This is a genomic window from Paraburkholderia largidicola (assembly GCF_013426895.1).
Taxonomy (GTDB): domain Bacteria; phylum Pseudomonadota; class Gammaproteobacteria; order Burkholderiales; family Burkholderiaceae; genus Paraburkholderia; species Paraburkholderia largidicola.
Genome location: NZ_AP023176.1, coordinates 1,266,261 through 1,283,554 on the forward strand (window position 1 = coordinate 1,266,261; position 17,294 = coordinate 1,283,554).

The 17,294-nt window shown below is 59.0% G+C and carries 16 protein-coding genes and 1 pseudogene; 7 read left to right on the forward strand and 10 right to left on the reverse strand.

Features of this window, described 5'->3' with window-relative positions:
• Nucleotides 1–22: 22 nt before the first annotated feature.
• Together corA and PPGU16_RS34455 are read left to right on the forward strand one after the other, a co-directional pair.
• The gene (gene corA, locus PPGU16_RS34450; RefSeq protein WP_180725324.1) at nt 23–1,000 is read left to right on the forward strand and encodes a magnesium/cobalt transporter CorA; all 978 of its coding nucleotides are present in this window, start codon (nt 23–25) and stop codon (nt 998–1,000) included.
• A 331-nt stretch (nt 1,001–1,331) separates the two neighbouring features.
• Nucleotides 1,332–1,688, forward strand: a complete 357-nt coding sequence (locus PPGU16_RS34455) for a SpoIIAA family protein (RefSeq protein WP_180725325.1) — start codon at nt 1,332–1,334, stop codon at nt 1,686–1,688.
• A 160-nt stretch (nt 1,689–1,848) separates the two neighbouring features.
• On the opposite strand, the gene PPGU16_RS34460 is transcribed toward PPGU16_RS34455, so the two are convergent.
• On the reverse strand, nt 1,849–2,253 hold the full coding sequence (locus tag PPGU16_RS34460) for a hypothetical protein (RefSeq protein ID WP_180725326.1): 405 nt from the start codon (nt 2,251–2,253) through the stop codon (nt 1,849–1,851).
• A 444-nt stretch (nt 2,254–2,697) separates the two neighbouring features.
• Between PPGU16_RS34460 and PPGU16_RS34465 the strand changes: the two genes are divergently transcribed.
• Nucleotides 2,698–3,162 (forward strand): universal stress protein, encoded by a 465-nt coding sequence (locus tag PPGU16_RS34465; protein WP_180725327.1) that lies wholly within the window; start codon nt 2,698–2,700, stop codon nt 3,160–3,162.
• Nucleotides 3,163–3,401: 239 nt separating this feature from the next.
• Here the strand turns inward: PPGU16_RS34465 and hpnJ are convergent, their stop codons facing one another.
• Nucleotides 3,402–4,823, reverse strand: a complete 1,422-nt coding sequence (gene hpnJ, locus PPGU16_RS34470) for a hopanoid biosynthesis associated radical SAM protein HpnJ (protein ID WP_180725328.1) — start codon at nt 4,821–4,823, stop codon at nt 3,402–3,404.
• Nucleotides 4,824–5,463: 640 nt separating this feature from the next.
• Between hpnJ and PPGU16_RS34475 the strand changes: the two genes are divergently transcribed.
• Nucleotides 5,464–5,805: a hypothetical protein gene (locus PPGU16_RS34475; protein ID WP_180725329.1), complete on the forward strand. Its 342-nt coding sequence runs from the start codon at nt 5,464–5,466 to the stop codon at nt 5,803–5,805.
• Nucleotides 5,806–6,045: 240 nt separating this feature from the next.
• On the opposite strand, the gene PPGU16_RS34480 is transcribed toward PPGU16_RS34475, so the two are convergent.
• The 3 genes from PPGU16_RS34480 to PPGU16_RS34490 all read right to left on the reverse strand — a co-directional run bounded on the left by PPGU16_RS34480 (nt 6,046) and on the right by PPGU16_RS34490 (nt 8,731).
• Nucleotides 6,046–7,056, reverse strand: coding sequence for a lysylphosphatidylglycerol synthase domain-containing protein (locus PPGU16_RS34480; RefSeq protein WP_180725330.1), 1,011 nt, complete (start codon nt 7,054–7,056; stop codon nt 6,046–6,048).
• Between the two features lie 46 nt (nt 7,057–7,102).
• Nucleotides 7,103–8,287, reverse strand: coding sequence for a bacteriohopanetetrol glucosamine biosynthesis glycosyltransferase HpnI (gene hpnI / locus PPGU16_RS34485; protein WP_180725331.1), 1,185 nt, complete (start codon nt 8,285–8,287; stop codon nt 7,103–7,105).
• Nucleotides 8,288–8,410: 123 nt separating this feature from the next.
• Nucleotides 8,411–8,731, reverse strand: a complete 321-nt coding sequence (locus PPGU16_RS34490) for a hypothetical protein (RefSeq protein ID WP_243460669.1) — start codon at nt 8,729–8,731, stop codon at nt 8,411–8,413.
• Between the two features lie 382 nt (nt 8,732–9,113).
• On the opposite strand from PPGU16_RS34490, the gene PPGU16_RS34495 reads away from it, so the two are divergent.
• Nucleotides 9,114–11,180, forward strand: a complete 2,067-nt coding sequence (locus PPGU16_RS34495; RefSeq protein ID WP_180725333.1) for a phosphocholine-specific phospholipase C — start codon at nt 9,114–9,116, stop codon at nt 11,178–11,180.
• A gap of 271 nt (nt 11,181–11,451) precedes the next feature.
• Nucleotides 11,452–11,625: pseudogene (locus PPGU16_RS34500) on the forward strand (anion permease); the annotation flags it as partial.
• Between the two features lie 75 nt (nt 11,626–11,700).
• On the opposite strand, the gene PPGU16_RS34505 reads toward PPGU16_RS34500, so the two are convergent.
• The 4 genes from PPGU16_RS34505 to PPGU16_RS34520 form a co-directional block, all read right to left on the reverse strand.
• Nucleotides 11,701–12,999 (reverse strand): NAD(P)/FAD-dependent oxidoreductase, encoded by a 1,299-nt coding sequence (locus tag PPGU16_RS34505; protein ID WP_180725334.1) that lies wholly within the window; start codon nt 12,997–12,999, stop codon nt 11,701–11,703.
• A 2-nt stretch (nt 13,000–13,001) separates the two neighbouring features.
• Complete coding sequence (locus tag PPGU16_RS34510; protein WP_180725335.1) at nt 13,002–13,760, reverse strand: amino acid ABC transporter ATP-binding protein; 759 nt, start codon at nt 13,758–13,760, stop codon at nt 13,002–13,004.
• Complete coding sequence (locus tag PPGU16_RS34515; RefSeq protein ID WP_180725336.1) at nt 13,757–14,413, reverse strand: amino acid ABC transporter permease; 657 nt, start codon at nt 14,411–14,413, stop codon at nt 13,757–13,759. The genes PPGU16_RS34510 and PPGU16_RS34515 overlap by 4 nt, the downstream gene beginning before the upstream one ends.
• An 81-nt stretch (nt 14,414–14,494) precedes the next feature.
• A complete protein-coding gene (locus PPGU16_RS34520; RefSeq protein ID WP_180725337.1) occupies nt 14,495–15,265 on the reverse strand; it encodes an ABC transporter substrate-binding protein in 771 nt (256 codons plus the stop codon).
• Nucleotides 15,266–15,428: 163 nt separating this feature from the next.
• Here PPGU16_RS34520 and PPGU16_RS34525 point away from each other — a divergent pair, with 163 nt between their 5' ends.
• Complete coding sequence (locus PPGU16_RS34525; protein WP_180725338.1) at nt 15,429–16,235, forward strand: IclR family transcriptional regulator; 807 nt, start codon at nt 15,429–15,431, stop codon at nt 16,233–16,235.
• Between the two features lie 141 nt (nt 16,236–16,376).
• On the opposite strand, the gene PPGU16_RS34530 is transcribed toward PPGU16_RS34525, so the two are convergent.
• Nucleotides 16,377–17,288, reverse strand: a complete 912-nt coding sequence (locus tag PPGU16_RS34530) for an ornithine cyclodeaminase family protein (protein ID WP_180725339.1) — start codon at nt 17,286–17,288, stop codon at nt 16,377–16,379.
• Between the last annotated feature and the right edge of the window lie 6 nt (nt 17,289–17,294).

Genomic DNA, 17,294 nt, shown 5'->3' on the forward strand with positions numbered 1-17,294 from the left:
GTGACGTGGGGATATAAAAAACATGCTGGTCAATTGCGTAGCCTATCAGGATGGTCGCAAGCTCGGCGACATCACCGTCGAGCAGATCAGCGACTATGTGCAAAAGCCGGAATGCTTCGTGTGGGTTGCCCTCAAGGAGCCTGAGCCTGCCGAACTGGATGCGATGCAGGAGGAGTTCGGTCTGCACACACTCGCTGTCGAGGACGTGCGCGCGCATCATCAGTGGCCGAAGATCGAGGAATACGGCGACTCACTGTTCGCGGTCATGCATACCGTCGAGTTCCAGGAAGACGGTAGCCTGCTGTTCGGCGAAGTCGATGTGTTCGTTGGCGCGAACTATGTGCTTTCCGTGCGCATGCGCACGCAGCGAGGGTTCCAGGATGTGCGCGAGCGTTGTGAAAACGAGCCAGAGCTTCTCAGGCTGGGGTCGGCATTCGTGCTGTATGCGTTGATGGATCACATCGTCGACGACTATTTTTCGATTCTCGAAGCGCTGACCAACGAACTCGAAGAAATTGAAGACCGCATCTTCAAGCCGCAGCAAGTCAACGAGGCCCGCGCGATCATCGAGGATCTATATCGCTTCAAGCGGCGCCTCGTCGTGCTTCGTCATCACATCGGCCCGCTACTCGAGGGCGTCGGCAAGCTCACGGGCGGCCGCGTCCCGAAGGTCTGTGACGGCATGACGGCCTACTTCAAGGACGTTTACGTCCATCTGGAACGGATCGTCGGGGCCATTGAAGGACGGCGCGAACTCGTCATCACGGCGGTCCAGGTCAACCTCGGCATGATCGCATTGGCCGAGAGCGAGATCACCAAGCGCCTGGGGTCATTCGCCGCGCTGTTCGCCGTGCCTACGATGATCGCAGGCATTTACGGCATGAACTTCGAGCATATGCCCGAACTGCACTCGCAATACGGCTATCCGGTCGTCATCGCGGCGATTGTCGTGATCGACATCGTTCTGTACCGCTGGTTTCGCAAAGCAAAATGGATCTGACGGTGTCGCTCCGGCGCCGTGCGTATCATTGCGCGATACGCATTTCCGACATGGCGGACGGCAACTACAAGGCCGCAACCTCGCCGTCGCGTTCAATCGCGGTGGGCATGACTCAAATGCTACAGACCTTCTCCGGCGAAGGCCCCTCAGGATCAGCTAAAGCCAGTCTCGGTACTGGATATACTGTTGGCGGCAACATGCGAACGCACACGCAGATTCTCAATAGTGCGTTAACCGGACCGTCTGAAAAGGGGTAGCATTAAGGCGTTATCGAACGCCAGGCTCATTCGCGCCTGAGCGTGTAACGTCTCCCTGGTAAGGTGGTCTTGCCATGATCCTGTACCACACTGAGCCCGATTCCCCGGTCATCGAAATTTCCATCGAAGGTAAGATCACCGACCACGATCTGCGCGAAGCCATTGAACGCATGCGTGGCGATCTCGAACTGAACGGCAAGACCCGCGTGCTCGAACGCATCGAGCATTTCACCGGTATCGAGCCGAAGGCGCTGTGGACCGATATAACGCTCGGCGTTTCCGTGGCCCGCAAGGTCACGCGCGCCGCCGTGGTGGCCGATGCGGGTTGGATCCGCGCCTCGATGCATCTGGCGCGATTCTTTACAAAGGCCGAAGTCAAGGCCTTCCACGTCAACGAGTTGGAGCAGGCGCGCATCTGGATCAACACCTGAGCGCCGCGTGGCGAATCTCGTGACAGTCCGACTGCCCGTCTGCGCCCGTGCGCCGTGGTCAGAATTGCGCATACAATTCCATCGGAATAATCGGTACTGGTGGGCCGCGCTAGCGAGTCGATCAGTGTAGCGAGCACGCAGGTCACAGCCCGATTCAACGCTAGCGTTTCTCCATCGTCCAGTCCGTTTTTCCTGTGCCGCAGAACCCGGGGTGAAGATTCATCGACTGCCCTTTTGCCGAGAGGACGACTGTTATCCGACGGCATGTCTTGTTCCCCTCATGACGCGTACTCTCCGGCGTCATTGTTGCATGGATCCTCACGCTATTTCCTGTCCCCTGGTTCGTCCACTGAGTTGCCTCACCGTCCCTCTTTGTGTTGAGCACATTGGTGAGCGCGACTTTGATCGAGTCCATATCATTCTTCTTGATGTATGACATTGGCGTGTCGTTGAGGAAATTCAGGTTGCTCGCTTCTGCGGCAGCCATCGTGGTCAATAGCAGCACCGCTGACATCGCTTGAGCACAAAGCACCGACCGAACATATACGGATCTATGGAGTGACATGACGATCTCCTACTGCTGACAGAAATTGCGTGCTGAGATGCCGCCGTGCGCTGCCTCGTCACGCTGTAATCTTACGATGCAACGAACCGCCGATCATCGGGATTTTCCGGCATCGGGCTCTGACGTTGCGGCATCGCTTGCCGCCGCTACAAAGCGGCGCCCACTCACGCCTCTTGTTGTATTGTGGACAAGTCACGTAGTAGGACACAGACAGAACGCCGCAGTGAAGGAAACACTCGCTACACAGCGCTATTGGAGCGGCTGACAGGACGTCGAAACGGGATCCGCGACTGACGCACATCCCTCGGATTGCGACCCAACCTGGGCAAGCGGATGTGGTCAAGCGTCTTGAAGCTCGATAGAGGGCGCGTGATCCGCCTTCACAGCTTCCCGCATGTTGCGTGCAGAAGCGATATCGCGTTCTCCGACATTCGGAGGTGTGCCATGTATCGGACCATCCTTATTGCTATCGATGGAAGCAGTTCATCTAGATTGGCACTCAGCGAAGCCGTGCGCCTCGCCGCGTCGAGCCACGGCGTCGTGCACGCAATTCACGTGGTGGACAGTGCTCCCCTCCTCTCACACCCCGATCTCGACCCGGTGCAACTCGCAGACGCCATGCGGAAGTGCGGGAGATCAGCGCTCGACGAAGCAGAGCAAATGTGTGCAGCGGCTGGCGTGACGTGTCACGCTGAACTGGTTGAGCCCGTCGCCTTCTCGGATGATGTCGCCTCCATCGTTCACTGGCGAGCCCAACAGGTTCACGCCGATCTTGTTGTGATGGGCACGCACGGGCGCAGAGGCATGAGACGTCTTTTTCTCGGCAGCGTCGCAGAGCATTTTCTGCGCATTTCGATGTGCCCTGTATTAGTGTTGCGTGACAACGAAAGTCAAGAAAACCAGACTTGAAATGTCAGAGTTGCTTGAGCACCGTGCGGATCGACGGCGCCACAGCGGACACAGTGGCTCCCACAAAATGAATCGCGTCGATCGCGATGGTCACAAAAAACCTGTGCGCATCGGCCGCCATGCTGCACAGCCCCACCTTTTGTGACCATCGCCAGGCCGATCCCTTTAATCAGGCAGCAGTTTGGAAGCGGAGACTGACTCTGACTCTGCAGAAACGCATTCGCCAGTGAGTGCAGGCCTCACGCTTTGTGGTCGCGGAGGAATCTGAAGAACTGCACACCCTCTTGCAAGCGCCGTTTCATCATCTCCCAACTGACCAACATCTCACGGACGATTTCCCAGATCTTTGTCGGCCTGAAATAAAATCGCTTGTAGAACTCCTCGACACCAAGAAAGATCTCTTCGCGCGACAGATTCGGATAGCCGATAGTTGAAAGCTGCGTGCCCGCTGAATTGACAAGCGTGATGACCTTGCTTTCTTCCAGCCATCCATTCTCGACAGCTTGCTTATGAAGGACCGTCCCCGGGTAAGGCGCGGCGAGCGACACCTGGATTGTGTGCGGATTGATCTCTTTCGCGTATTGGATCGTCTTCTGTATCGTTTCGTGAGTTTCCCCAGGAAGCCCAAGGATGAACGTGCCGTGGATCTTGATGCCGAGCTTGCGGCAATCTTCATTGAAGCGGCGTGCCATATCGGTTCTCAGCCCCTTCTTGACGTTCACGAGAATCTGGTCGTCGCCGGATTCGTAGCCTACGAGCAAGAGCCGCAAGCCGTTCTCTTTCATCACTTTGAGGGTCGAATACGGTACGTTCGCTTTCGCATTACACGACCACGTCACCCCAAGCTTGCCAAGGCCGCGAGCAATCTCCTCGGCCCTCGGCCTGAGATCAGTAAAGGTATCGTCATCGAACATGATCTCCTTGACTTCGGGCATGTTGTCCCTGATCCATTTCACTTCTTCGAGGACGTGCTCGACGGAGCGAGTGCGATAGCGATGCCCCCCAACTGTGTGCGGCCAAAGGCAAAATGTGCATCGCGACTTGCAGCCTCGACCCGTGTAGAGAGAGACATAGGGATGCTTGAGGTAGCCGCTGAAATAATTCGCGGTCGTAAGGTCGCGCTTGTAGATGGGAGCAACGAACGGCAACTGGTCCATGTCTTCCAGAATCGGCCGGGCCTCGTTGTGCATGAACCCACCGTCCGGTAAACGGTAGCTCAGACCGAGGATCGAACTAAACGGAAGTCCTTGCGCGACGTCACGACATGTGAAGTCGAATTCTTCACGGCATACGAAGTCGATCGAATCGCTTGCGGCAAGCGAACCGTGAGGATCGACTGCCACCTTTGCCCCGACCATCCCGACAAGGATGCTGGACTTGCGTCGTTTTAAATGCTCCGCAAATTGCACATCGTTCCCGAACGACGGCGAACTGGTGTGAATGATGACTAGCTCGTATTCCTGAGCAATGTCGAGTGTTGCGTCGAGAGACAGGCCATCTGCCGGAGCGTCCACCAGACGGCTACCCTCGACCAGCGCAGCAGGCTGGGCGAGCCAGGTTGGGTACCAGAAGGACCGGATCTCACGCCTTGTCTGGAAACGTGAGCCCGCTCCTCCGTCGAAGCCGTCGAACGATGGTGCCTGCAGAAATAGCGTTTTCATGAATGCCCTCAAAGACAACGGTCTGTTTTCAGGGATGAGTCGCCCGCATGGTCGCCATGCGTCGGCGATGTCCGGGAACTGATTCGTGCCTTCAAAAAGTGTGCTGGCCACTGAATAGCCAGCAAGGAAGCCACCATCTGTCGAAGGCTCTGGATCGCAGGAGGGCCTCGAAAGAATAGTACGACTCCCGACACTTGAATTGCAAATCCTTAGTCTTCCCCCCTTCTGTCAATTTTTACATCGAGATTACCGATATCGCCGGCTACCCTATTCGAAACATGCATTGCATGACAGTCTTGCGACAGAATCACCAGTCTTCACAACTCCTCACGTTGTATGCACGGCGACGCCTACCCATATCTTCGACGCGATGGATCCAGGCACGACTACACGCGGGACCGGGTCGACTGACCACGTGGATTGCTGCATACTGGCAGCAAGGTTAGTACGTCGAGATGACGCGTCGGCGACGTACAAAATAGCGATCTCTTCGCGGAGAGCGGCAACGCTCCTGACCTCGTGCGGTGGGCACTGTGCACAGCACCCCGTCCGCCGTACGATCCACCCGCAACAGCCAGTGTCACCATCGACGCAGATGCAGTCATTTGAGGTGCCCACGCTCCACGGCGAGAGGTGATTGATGACGCAAAATCGCGACGTTACCAAGGGTGTACCCGTTGGGAATGGACAGCACGTCAGCCCTGCCGAATTCTTGTTGATGGCAGGATTTCTTGCATATCGCGCCCCCTTGGCATCGGCCCATGCCCGCGCGGTGGCCCAGCGCATACTGGTTGCCGTCCTCGAGATGGCGACTGCTCGCGGGTTTGCTGATTCGATTGTTCTCCAGGCGATGATGGCGAATGCCGAAAAGTCTTCGAGCACGTGGAGGCTGGCGGAGCAAGCAGCCGCTGCTATCGGTGATACGGCGACTTACCTGCAAGTCATTCGCAGCGCTGGCGTAATAATTGAAGAAGACGGGTGAAGCCGTCGCTAACAAATGTTCTCCGATCATGGGTAGTACCTGTTCGTGATCGTGCGATAGGATTTCGAGCGCAACATATCAGCCGTTCTACCAGGAATCCGTCAAAAGGAGGTTGATTCATTCTGGATGCCTCCAGGTTGAACGCAACGCTACAAAATTACGACATCCGATCGCCAATGCTCCTCTCTGCCTTCGCCACGTGCCGCTTCGATCACGACCGCAATGCCCTTTTCTACGGGATCACTTCACATTCGCATTGCCGGGCTTCGCAGCCATCGAGCGCGGGAGGCCAAACGAACGTTCAGCCAACTGCCAGAAAATGAGTCCGGGTACGAAGAACAGTAGATCTCTCACTCTCCGGGCGCCTGCCAGCGCGAGGCAGGTCGGCGCATCGAGGCCTAGCATGCCACCGATCACAACGAAGCCGCCTTCTTGCACGCCAATGTTACCTGGCACGACAAAGGCAACACTGCTCACGAGTTGAATCAGTGCCTCGAGCACGAACGCGGTCGCGAAGCTTGCGTCCGACCCAAGCACGCGTAACGCGATCCAGATCTCAAGTGCCAACCCAAGGCACTGCAACGTTTGCCAGATGAACAAATAGCGAATCACGACACCCGTCTCTCGCCAGACCAGCTTGATTGACTGGTCGATGCGCGCCGACTTCCCAACCAGGGCGTAGACCTTTCCGCTAGTGACACGGTTGAGCGTTCGCGCGGCGCGCTCGAACGGGCGCGCGTGTTGAACCAGAACGAAGAGCAAGAGCACCGGCATGAGTGCGGCAAGACCCCACGCCAATCTACCCGCAAGACGCGCGGCGTCCGATGAGGTTAGCTCCAGCAAGTAACCAAGGGCTACGAGCGCAAAGACGACCTGGCTGACCAACGTGAGTTGCATGTCCACGACGAGACTCGCCACAGCCGTCGCTGGGCGAACGCCGACGCGTCCCAGCAGTCGAAATGAAACGATCTCCCCGCCAATCCGCGCCACGGGCAACAGTCCGTTGATCGATTCGCGAATCCAGACGAGCTTGAGCATAGTCGCAAGAGAGGGGCGCTCCGCATCACGTATCAAGCTGCGCCAATCCCACGCGTTGGGTAACATTGCAAAGATATGTGCGAGGGCTGCCAACACCAGGCCCCCGCCGGCAAATTCCAGCAGACGCAGGATCGCGACAGGATCGTCTCGCCAGATAAGCCATCCAGCAATCGCTAGCCCAAGCAACGCGGCGACAGATCCGAGGTATTTCATCTGAGCGCAGCCTTTCCAGACTGAAAGATCACGGTCGAATCCGTGGTCATTTCAGGATCGGGTCCTGTTGAACACGGGATGACAATAAACCGTCACCGTCAACGTCGAAGCGTTGCCCTCGCCATAAAACGCGCGACGAGAAAAAGCTCGCCACGTAAATTCCGAATTGAAGGACGTCCCAAACCGGTAACCACGGAAAGCCGCTGCAACGCTCTCCTGTCGCGCGGTCCGTTTGCCAGACCAATATCCCTCGAACAATGAGTGTCAGCACGACCAACCCCGAGGCCAGCGGATTACCAAAAGAGAAAAGGACGACGAGCAAAGCGAGCGGAAACGGATGCATCAGAATAGCACCGAGATGCCCCATCCGAGCTGCGGCGCGAATTGTGCGGCACCACCGCAGTTCGTGCGCGATCAGTTGAGAAAACGTCGTTTCGACGCAAGCGTGATGCACGGTGAACGGCGGAATGACGACCGATAAACCATTGCGCCGTACCGCTTCGCCAATAGCGTAGTCCTCCGCGAGATGATGCGCGAACTGCGGGAGACCGCCTATGCGCATCAGTGTTGTCCGCGTGATGGCAATCGTCTGGCCAAGGCATGGTCGGGCGAGTCCAATGGACAGCCCCGTCACTACGCCGGGCAGGAAATGATAATTGGTCATGGCGGAACTGACCCGAGGCCAGAAACCGGGCGCGCACAATCCACGATAGGCACTGGTCACCAACCCCACGCCGGGTTGCTCGAGCGCGCCTACGATATCGCGGAGAAAGCGTGCGCCGACACGTACGTCGCTGTCAGCAAAGCAAAGCACATCGTGCTCCGCGTGATCCATCATGTTGGCAAGATTGGCGATTTTTCGATTGGGTCCATACACCCTGCCGTCTACCACCACGTTTATTCTTTTCTCAGGAAAACGCGAGCGCAGTATGTCGACGACCGGGAGCGCAGCGTCGCTTCGATCATGGACACCCACAATATACTGAACCGCTCCGGGATAGTCCTGCTCCACAAAGCTCGTTAAGTTCTCCAGTAGTTGCCATTCGTCGCCACGCAACGGTTTGACCACGGTGACTGGCGGGAAGCGAACGGGCGCAGTCATCGGACGCGAAAAAAAACGTCGCATAAAAAGACTGGCCGACAGGGTATACACGATGCCCAGTCCGGAGCACAGCGCAAATAGCACGGCGACAAAGGCGAAGCACTGGTGGACAACATGTAGCTGATCCATATGCCTCCGGCGATGGCGCCTTTGGGACAACAAAGTCTGCACGCAGGAGGCTTAAGACAGGCTTAATGATCCTGCTCTCCCGTTGTTTTTTTGAGCTTGCAGCGATAAGCGACGTCCACCGGTTCAAATCAGCAGACCATCCTGGACGTAGCGTTCGGCATTCATTCCGGAAAAGCGAAGATGCAGCAGCACGAGCAAGCGCAGCCTGCATCCGTATTGGGAATCAACAACACCATCCGTGCGAACGAAAATGCGCCGCTGCGTTAGCGCACGACGGTACGCGACGAACGCTAGTAGCCGCGTCGACGCCAACGCAATGGCGATCAGCGTGACGACGGCTAACCTGAAATCCGTTGTCTCGAATGCCGATTCGCGGATACCGCACAGATCAATGGCTACCAGCACAATCGCATCAATGGCCATTGCCGCGATCGATGCCGTCACGAGATGCGTTCGGATGGATATGACCGTTGCCCTGTTCATCGGTGTCCCCTGCTCTGTGGTAGTCGCGATCCGCGCCTTCGGCTAAAACCGCTGAGGGCTTCGGCGTTGAGTCCGACTAACGCCAACGATCGTAACGGGACCAATCTGAAGAAGACGTTAAGGTCGCGTTACCCAGTGTTACTGACACTTTCGAAAGCTTCCAGCGACTGTTCTATTCCTGAAAGGAAATAAGATGCCGGATTAACAGGTTCACGCAGCCTGCGATTTCTTAATGTCTGGTTAAGGTGCGCTCACGTAGATTGGAAAATGTCGATCTGTTTTGAAGCAGGCAATCGTATTCCCGGCGTGCGTCTTCATCCATGTACGAGGAGCGGTCCCGGCAATGAAAACCAATCACGCATCCAATGGAGGAACCGGCGACACCGCCAGACATCCGTTTCGCTCACCACGTCGAAAGTTCCTATGCATTGCTGCGGGTGCGCTTGCCGCGTCAGCGGTTACTGGCCTGATGCCGCAAATGATTCGTAAGGCCCTTGCAACGCGGGCGCATCGCATGACGGGAACGATCGACGATGTCGGCCATATCGTGATCTTCACGCAGGAAAACCGTTCTTTCGACCATTACTTCGGCACGCTGCGCGGGGTGCGCGGATTCAATGACCGGATGGCGATCGCCCTACCCAATGGCGACCCCATATGGAAGCAGCCTACGGACACTGGTTATATTCTGCCGTTCCACGCGGATATGACTGTCACACGTGCGACATGTGCGCGGGCGCCGTCGATGAACTATCCCGTCAACATAGCGATGTGGGACCACGGCCTGTGTGACGAATGGAACAAAGTGCGTTTCGCGGGACTCGGCATGAGCTACTTCTCGCGAAACGATCTGCCGTTCTATTACGCCCTGGCCGATGCCTTTACCATCTGCGACCAATACTATGCGTCGACGCTGACTCAGACCAACCCAAACAGATTGCATCTGTTCAGCGGCAGCAGCGGTTTGTCGGCGGGTTTTCTTCCCGCGCTCGATAATGTTGAGCCCGTGGCGGGCTTCACCTGGCCAACGGTCGCTGAAATGCTCGAGACTGCCGGCGTGCGCTGGCGCGTGTACCAGCAGGCAGATAACTTCGACGACAACGCGCTTGCACTGTTTCGAAGCTTCCGATCCGCGTCAGCGTCGAGCGCACTCTACCGCAATGGCATGGCGAGAGTCGACGATGTAGCACGGGCATTCGCTGCAGATGTCGCAACGGGTGTGCTCCCACAGGTATCGTGGATCGTCGCGCCAGCAGCGTTGTCGGAGCATGCGAATTATCACCCGCAAGCCGGAGAGGACCTGACCGCGCGTCTGCTTGCAGCACTTTTTGCGAACCCCGAGGTTTGGTCCAGGACCGTCTTCCTGCTGAACTACGATGAACAGGGCGGCTTCTTCGACCACGAGCCTCCACCGACCCCACCCGCGTCCGACGCGGAAGGCCGCTCGACAGTCGAGACGACAGGCGAAATCTTCGAAGGGCTGCCACTCGGCCTGGGTTTTCGCGTGCCAATGACCGTGATCTCGCCATGGTCCAAAGGCGGCTATGTGTGCTCGGAGGTCTTTGATCACACCTCGATCATTCAATTCATCGAGCGACGTTTTGGGGTTCATTGCCCGAACATCAGCCCGTGGCGTCGCGCGATTTGCGGCGACCTCACCTCGGCATTCGACTTCGGCATACGGGACGCAACCTGGCCGTTGCTACCCGCTACGAGCACATATGTCGCCGATGCCAACCGGCAATGCAGTACGCTGCCGGAGCCGACTGTGCCGATTGTGCAATCGGTCCCGAAGCAGGAACGGGGTATTCGTGCGTCACGGGCGCTGCCTTATGAGATTCACGTCAACGCACATGTGGATGCAGTCAGCGGAACGTTGTGGCTCGATATGATCAATGCTGGGCCAACGGGTGTCGCACTCTCAAGCTACGACCTCGCGATCCGCACCAACCGGCCGCGTCGGTATGCGCTCGGGGCGGGTACGCACCTATCCGAACATTGGGCCCATGTCCCGCCAGCCGCGCCCCGATACCATCTCTCGATACACGGACCGAACGGCTTTCTGCGGCTCTTCGCGGGCGATGTGGCCTCTGTACGCGATCTGGCACACGCCAACCCCGAGATCCGGGCTACCGACGACAGGAAGAACAATGCCTTATGTCTGACGCTGATCAATCGCGGGAATGCAGTCTGCGAATTTTCGATCTCGTCGAACGCATATCGTGCGGATGGCCCATGGAAATTTTCTGTCCGTGCCGGCCACACGCTCGATACCCTATGGTCAGTGTCGGCAAGTGGCAACTGGTATGACCTCAGTGTGACAGTTGACGTCCAGCCCGCATTTCTGCGGCGTCTCGCGGGGCGGATGGAAAACGGTTATGACCTCGTCAGTGACCCCGCAGCTGCCTGATAAAGGGCGAGCGGGTGGCCGCAGTTGATCGCGAAGCGACATCAGGCGCCGAGTTGTCCGTGACTTCGATGCGCCCTTTGCGACGAACACTACCGTTGTCACTATTCCACTGAAGTCAAAGCCTCCATTCGGTTAGTGACTCGCGCCCTCCACCGCGCCAATCCCGGTTTCCGAACGTACCGACTGCGCCTCGAACCCGGCCTGATCGATGCGCGCGCGAGCGGATCGATCTGTCAACGAGAACAACCAGATGCCAGCAAAGCCAGTCGTCATCATGAAGTCGATCGCCAGCGCTTTCGACCCGGATCCCGCCAGGGGCACAGAGGGCAAGGTCGGCACCTACCTGGCGATGGTCAACTATCACGCCAACCCGATCACCTCGGCGATGTTTTTGACGGCCACCGCGCCCAATCCACTGGTGGTGGACTACATCGCCAAGGCGACCAGAAGATGACCAAACAAGCCATGTCGTGCTTTGGGAAGCTTGAGCGCCGGATATCCATCGCGGAGCACCGGCATATCACGCAATGGCATCCATCAAGCGATACCACGCCACACCTGCCGTGATGTAAAAGCGCTGCAGGCCATGAAATGGGATCGATCTGACGGGCGTGACTGCAAACGGGAACGATGATCCAGGCGATTCCCCACAGAGGCGTTCGGCCAGGTGTTTGCCGACCGTCGTGGCCATTGCGATGCCACGTCCGTTATAGCCCAGCGCGATGCTCAAACCAGGTGCCGGTTCATGAATGTGCGGCAGGAAATCCGCGGTGATAGCGACACGCCCCGCCCATCGATATTCATAGCTGATCCCCTTCAGTTGCGGGTACATCAACTCGACAGCCCGTTCCAGATGCGCCCAGTCGCCGCTGGCACGCGGCTCGGAGAACGGTCCCCGCCCGCCCATCACCAGACGCCCCGCCGCATCGCGCCGGAAGTACAGCAACAGACGACGCGAATCCGACGCCACCTCGCCGCCGCGCAGAATGTCGTCGCCCAGTTCCGGTGGCAAGGGCTGCGTCGCCACGATAAAGCTGTTCGCCGCGATCACCGATTGCCGCAAGCCCGGCCACAGCGCGCCCGTATAACCGTTGGTAGCGATCACGACCCGCTGTGCTTCCACGATAGCCCCACCCTGCGTCTCGATACGCCAGCCGCGCTCATGGCGCGTCAGGCGGGAGACAGACGTTCGCCCATGCACCGCGACGCCGAGCGACTGCGCAGCGCGCACAAGGCCGCGCACATAGCTGAGCGGCTGGATACTTCCCGCGCGATGATCGACCCATCCGCCGATATAACTCTTCGTGCCGAGACGCCGTGACACTTCAGCGCCATCGAGCAGACTGATCTTCACGCCCCGCGCTTCCCATTGGCGTGCGCGGCGGGTGACGGTTTCGAGCATCGCCGCCGATGGCGCGGGTTGAATCCACCCGCCGCGCACCGCATCACATGCGATGCCATACTTGCCGATCAGATCAAAGACGTTATCGGCTGCCGCGCCAACCGTTTCGACGAGCCGCTTGCCCGCCGTTTCGCCGAAGCGCTGAACGAGTTCGTCGGGATCGTACTTGAGGCCCGGAATCACCTGCCCGCCGTTGCGGCCCGATGCACCCCAGCCCGGCTCGGCCGCGTCGAGCACGCACACTTTCACGCCCCGTTCGGCCAGATGCAAGGCCGTGGACAAACCGGTAAAGCCCGCGCCGACGATCGCCACATCGACGGATGCCGACTCGCGCAACGGCGGCGTGTCGGATGCGGGCTGCGCTGTCGCGGCCCACAACGAATCCGGCAGCGCGGCCCCTTCTTTCACTTCGATCATGTTCAGTTCTGGTTGGCAGTAGCGTGTGCGTCGCTGGATGAAAGCAGACGTCGCAGGAATTCCTGCGTGCGCGGATGCTTCGGGTCGGTCAGCACGTCGCGCGCCGGACCCGTTTCACAGATCGTGCCGCCGTGCAGGAAGCACACGCGATCGGCCACTTCGCGCGCGAATGCCATCTCATGCGTGACGACCACCATCGTCATGCCGTCCCGTGCGAGCGAGCGCATCACGTTCAGCACTTCGCCGACGAGTTCCGGGTCGAGCGCCGATGTCGGTTCGTCGAACAGCAAGGCTTCGGGCTCCATCGCAAGCGCACGTGCAATCGCCACACGCTGCTGCTGTCCGCCCGACAGTTCAGCCGGATACGCATTCATCCGATGCGACAGCCCCACCTTGTCGAGTAGTTGCCGCGCCTGTTCGCGAGCCTGGGCCACAGGCGTGCGGCGCACGTACACGGGCCCTTCCATCACGTTTTCGAGGGCCGTGCGATGCGCAAACAGATTGAAGCGCTGAAACACCATGCCTACGCGCATGCGCAACTCGTGGATATGCTTTGCCTGAGCATCGACACGTACACCGTCGATCGTGATGGAGCCTGCATCATAGGTTTCGAAACCGTTGATACAGCGCAGCACCGTCGATTTGCCCGAACCGGACGGCCCGATCAGGCACACCACTTCCCCGCGTTTTACGCTCAGGCTCACGCCCTTGAGCACTTCCTGATTGTGAAAGCGCTTGTGTATTGCGTTGATCTCGATCATCGGCTTTTCCTCACGGCGAGTCGCCTGCCAAGCTGGTTGACGCCGAACATCAACGGCAGGCTCAGCACCAGGTAGAGCAGCGCGACGAGCGTGTACACCGTCATGTTCTGGAATGTCGACGACGCAATCAGCTGCCCGGCCCGCGTGATTTCGGCAACCGTGATGGTCGAGGCAACCGATGAATCCTTCAGCAACATCACGAGCGTGTTGCCATAAGGCGGCAGCGCGATCCTGAACGCTTGCGGCAGCACCACGCGCCGCATGATCAGTGGGCCGCGCATGCCGATCGCGTGCGCAGCTTCGATCTGTCCATGATCGATCGCCTCGATGCCCGCGCGAAAGTTCTCCGCCTGATACGCCGAATACGCGATGCCCAGACCGATCACGCCCGCCTGAAATGCAGACAGTTGCACGCCCATGTCGGGCAGCACGAAGTAGATGTAAAACAGCTGCACGATGATGGGCAGCCCGCGGATCAGATTGATCACGGTGCTGCCGAACGTCGATGCCGCGCGATTGCGCGACACTTTCAGCAACGCGAGCACCAGACCGAGGACCGAGCTGAGCACGAACGCGCAGGCTGTGATCTCGATGGTGATGACTGCGCCCTTTAGCAGGATCGGCAGAAAGTCGATTGCGTTCTGCAAAAACATCGCGCCTCCCGGTACGCCTGGCAGATCGTCCGCACGCGTTCACATGCGGACAGGTTCACATGCAGCAAGACCGTGCAGGGTTCAGCTCATGTGCCACTTCTGCAGGATTTGCTGCAGCGTACCGTCGGCCTTCATCTTCCTGATCGCGCTGTTCAGCTGTTCCAGTGTCGCCGTGTCGCCCTTGCGCACGATGAAGCACACCTGCCCCTTCACGGCCGACTGGTACTCGGGCACGAGCCGCACCTGCGTGTTGGCGCCCTGCTGCAACTGATACGCGACGATGGGTTGATCCGCGAAGCCTGCCTTGATGCGGCCGAGTGCGACGTCGCGCATGATGTCCGCGACGGAGTCGTAGGTGCGGACTTCCTTGAAGATGCCCTTCTTGTTGAGCGCATCGACGAACGCGGTGCCGACCTGCGCGCCCACCACTTCGCCCTTGAAGTCGTCCATCGACGTGTAATGGCCTTTGTCGTCGGCCTTCACGACGAGACCTTCGCCGTACGAATAGACCGTATCGGAGAAATCGACGATCTGCTTGCGCGCCGGCGTCTTGAGCATCGCCGCGGAAATGATGTCGATCTTCTGCGTGGTCAACGACGGAATCAGCGCCGAGAACACGTTCTGTTGCACCTCGACCTTGAAGCCGGCGGCGCGGCCGGCCGCATCGATGGCGTCGACCATCATCCCCTGGATCGAATTCGACTTCACGTCGAGAAACGTGAACGGCACACCCGTGGCCGTTGCGCCAACCTTGTAGATGGGCTCCGCGGCGCGCGCGGCACCCGATGAAATCGCGAAACAGGCGGCGAGACCGGCAGCAAACAGAGTGAAGCGTTTGGCAAACGTGACCATGCATATCTCCAGACGGGAGCCGGCGCGTCAGTGCGACCGCTGGCGGATTTCGTTTTGTGACCGCGAAGTCATGATAATCGAATCAAAAAAATCGCAAAGAGATTTTTGCGTATCGATATTCGATACGCTATGATGTGATATCGAGTTCACCATTGAGACGACGATGGACCTTTCCTCTTCCGACAGCATCGCCGCAAACGGCTCCGACCTGCTCTTCAACCAGTCGCTGGAAAAGGGGTTGAGCGTGCTGCGCGCGTTCAGCGCGAAGCGCCGCACGATGACGCTGGCGGAAGTCGCGGATGCAACGTCGATGTCGAAGAGTTCGGCACAGCGGATGGTCTACACGCTCGAAAAGCTCGGCTATGTCCGCAAGCATCCGTTGACGCGCCGCTATCAGCTCACGCCGCGCGTGATGCAGATCGGCTTCAACTATCTCGCCGCCGACACGTTGATCGACGTGGCCAATCCCTTCCTGTCGGAACTCACGAACATCACGGGCGAAACGACGAACCTGACCGAGCCCGACGACGACGAGATGGTGTATGTCTCACGCTTCGTGTCGACGAAGTTCGTGCCGATCCACATGCCCATCGGCAGCCGCATCCCGATGTATTGCACGGGCAGCGGGCGCGCGTATCTGAGCGCATTGCCCGTGGACGAGGCGCTCGTGCGTCTCGAACAGATGAACCGGGTCGCGTTCACGGCGAACACGGTGACGGATCTGACGACGCTCGGCGAAAGGCTGGCGGAGGCTCGTCAGCAAGGCTATGCGACGAACCGCGAGGAACTGTTCATCGGCGATATGTCGATCGCGGCGCCCGTGGTCGGCAGCCAGGGGCGTCCCGTCGCTGCCGTGCATGTGGTGGCGCCCACCAGCAGATGGACTTTCGAGGACGCGCGTCAGAAGCTTGCCCCTGCCGTTATCGACTGTGCGAGAGGTATCAGCAACTCGATACGGACGCTGGAGTAGCGATCGGTCAGATACGCGATCCATCGTTCGCGGGGTTACTTCGCGAGCAAACCCTCGTCGCGGTCATCGCCAGTCCCCGGTTCCCTGGCGGCACACCAGCGAAAACGACGCACCCTATTTCAGGGAAACCTGTCTGCACGCTCAAGCCATCCGCGCTGTCAACAACCCGGCCAACGCAACATCTGCAATACCGAGTCCAAGCGACTTGAACACCGTTACATCGCCTTGCGCAGGATGAACAATCTGAGGCGCGACGAGCACGGCGCCCAACTCGATTACGCGGTTCCAATCGACCACACCTGGCGCGGCCATCAACAGATCGCCTGCTTCGATATGCGCCTGTTCTAGCGACTCGACCACGAGCGTGCCGGCGCGGGCCAACAGTGTGTCGTCGAGTTCACGCGCATCGGGCTTGCTCGAACCGATCGCCGCAACGAACGCGCCCGGCTTCACCCACCTGCCGTCGAAAAGAGGTTTCGCGCTTCGCGTCGCGGTGACGATCACGTCGGCGGCCTGCGCGGCCGCTTGCGCGTGACTGGCTTCAATCAGCGTGTCGGGGAAAAGCGCCTGCATTTCCGCGACTGTCGGCGCGACATGGTCGATTCCGACGATCAGCACGCGCTCGATACGGGAATCGTCGACGAGCGCACGAATGTGGGCTCTGGCCTGGCGGCCGGTCCCGAACACCGCGAGCACCCGCGCATCGTGACGAGCGAGCGCATCGCTCGCGATACGCGTGACGGCAGCCGTCCGGAATTCGGTCAGCGCGTCGCCGTGTACGATCGAGATCAACCGCCCATCCGCGCTCGAGAAGACAGGAATGACGAAATCGAACCGGCCTCGATGCGTCGAATACACTTTTGCCCCGCAGACGCCCGCGCGAGGCAGGATTGCTCCCATCGTACTGATCGACACGTGTTCGCCATTCGTTCTGACGCGCCGTTGAACCGACGCGCGGCCCATGCCGTGTTCGATGAGTGCGAGGCGCAGTTCCGCAATCGCGTCGCGCATGGTGATGAGGCGGCGCACCTCGTCGTCGGTAATGAAATGCATGATGTG

Bases quoted from the DNA above. Each gene is read 5' to 3' on its own strand.
- corA (WP_180725324.1), top strand. From the start codon at position 23: ATGCTGGTCAATTGCGTAGCCTATCAGGATGGTCGCAAGCTCGGCGAC.
- PPGU16_RS34455 (WP_180725325.1), top strand. From the start codon at position 1,332: ATGATCCTGTACCACACTGAGCCCGATTCCCCGGTCATCGAAATTTCC.
- PPGU16_RS34460 (WP_180725326.1), bottom strand. From the start codon at position 2,253: ATGTCACTCCATAGATCCGTATATGTTCGGTCGGTGCTTTGTGCTCAA.
- PPGU16_RS34465 (WP_180725327.1), top strand. From the start codon at position 2,698: ATGTATCGGACCATCCTTATTGCTATCGATGGAAGCAGTTCATCTAGA.
- hpnJ (WP_180725328.1), bottom strand. From the start codon at position 4,823: ATGAAAACGCTATTTCTGCAGGCACCATCGTTCGACGGCTTCGACGGA.
- PPGU16_RS34475 (WP_180725329.1), top strand. From the start codon at position 5,464: ATGACGCAAAATCGCGACGTTACCAAGGGTGTACCCGTTGGGAATGGA.
- PPGU16_RS34480 (WP_180725330.1), bottom strand. From the start codon at position 7,056: ATGAAATACCTCGGATCTGTCGCCGCGTTGCTTGGGCTAGCGATTGCT.
- hpnI (WP_180725331.1), bottom strand. From the start codon at position 8,287: ATGGATCAGCTACATGTTGTCCACCAGTGCTTCGCCTTTGTCGCCGTG.
- PPGU16_RS34495 (WP_180725333.1), top strand. From the start codon at position 9,114: ATGAAAACCAATCACGCATCCAATGGAGGAACCGGCGACACCGCCAGA.
- PPGU16_RS34505 (WP_180725334.1), bottom strand. From the start codon at position 12,999: ATGATCGAAGTGAAAGAAGGGGCCGCGCTGCCGGATTCGTTGTGGGCC.
- PPGU16_RS34510 (WP_180725335.1), bottom strand. From the start codon at position 13,760: ATGATCGAGATCAACGCAATACACAAGCGCTTTCACAATCAGGAAGTG.
- PPGU16_RS34515 (WP_180725336.1), bottom strand. From the start codon at position 14,413: ATGTTTTTGCAGAACGCAATCGACTTTCTGCCGATCCTGCTAAAGGGC.
- PPGU16_RS34520 (WP_180725337.1), bottom strand. From the start codon at position 15,265: ATGGTCACGTTTGCCAAACGCTTCACTCTGTTTGCTGCCGGTCTCGCC.
- PPGU16_RS34525 (WP_180725338.1), top strand. From the start codon at position 15,429: ATGGACCTTTCCTCTTCCGACAGCATCGCCGCAAACGGCTCCGACCTG.
- PPGU16_RS34530 (WP_180725339.1), bottom strand. From the start codon at position 17,288: ATGCATTTCATTACCGACGACGAGGTGCGCCGCCTCATCACCATGCGC.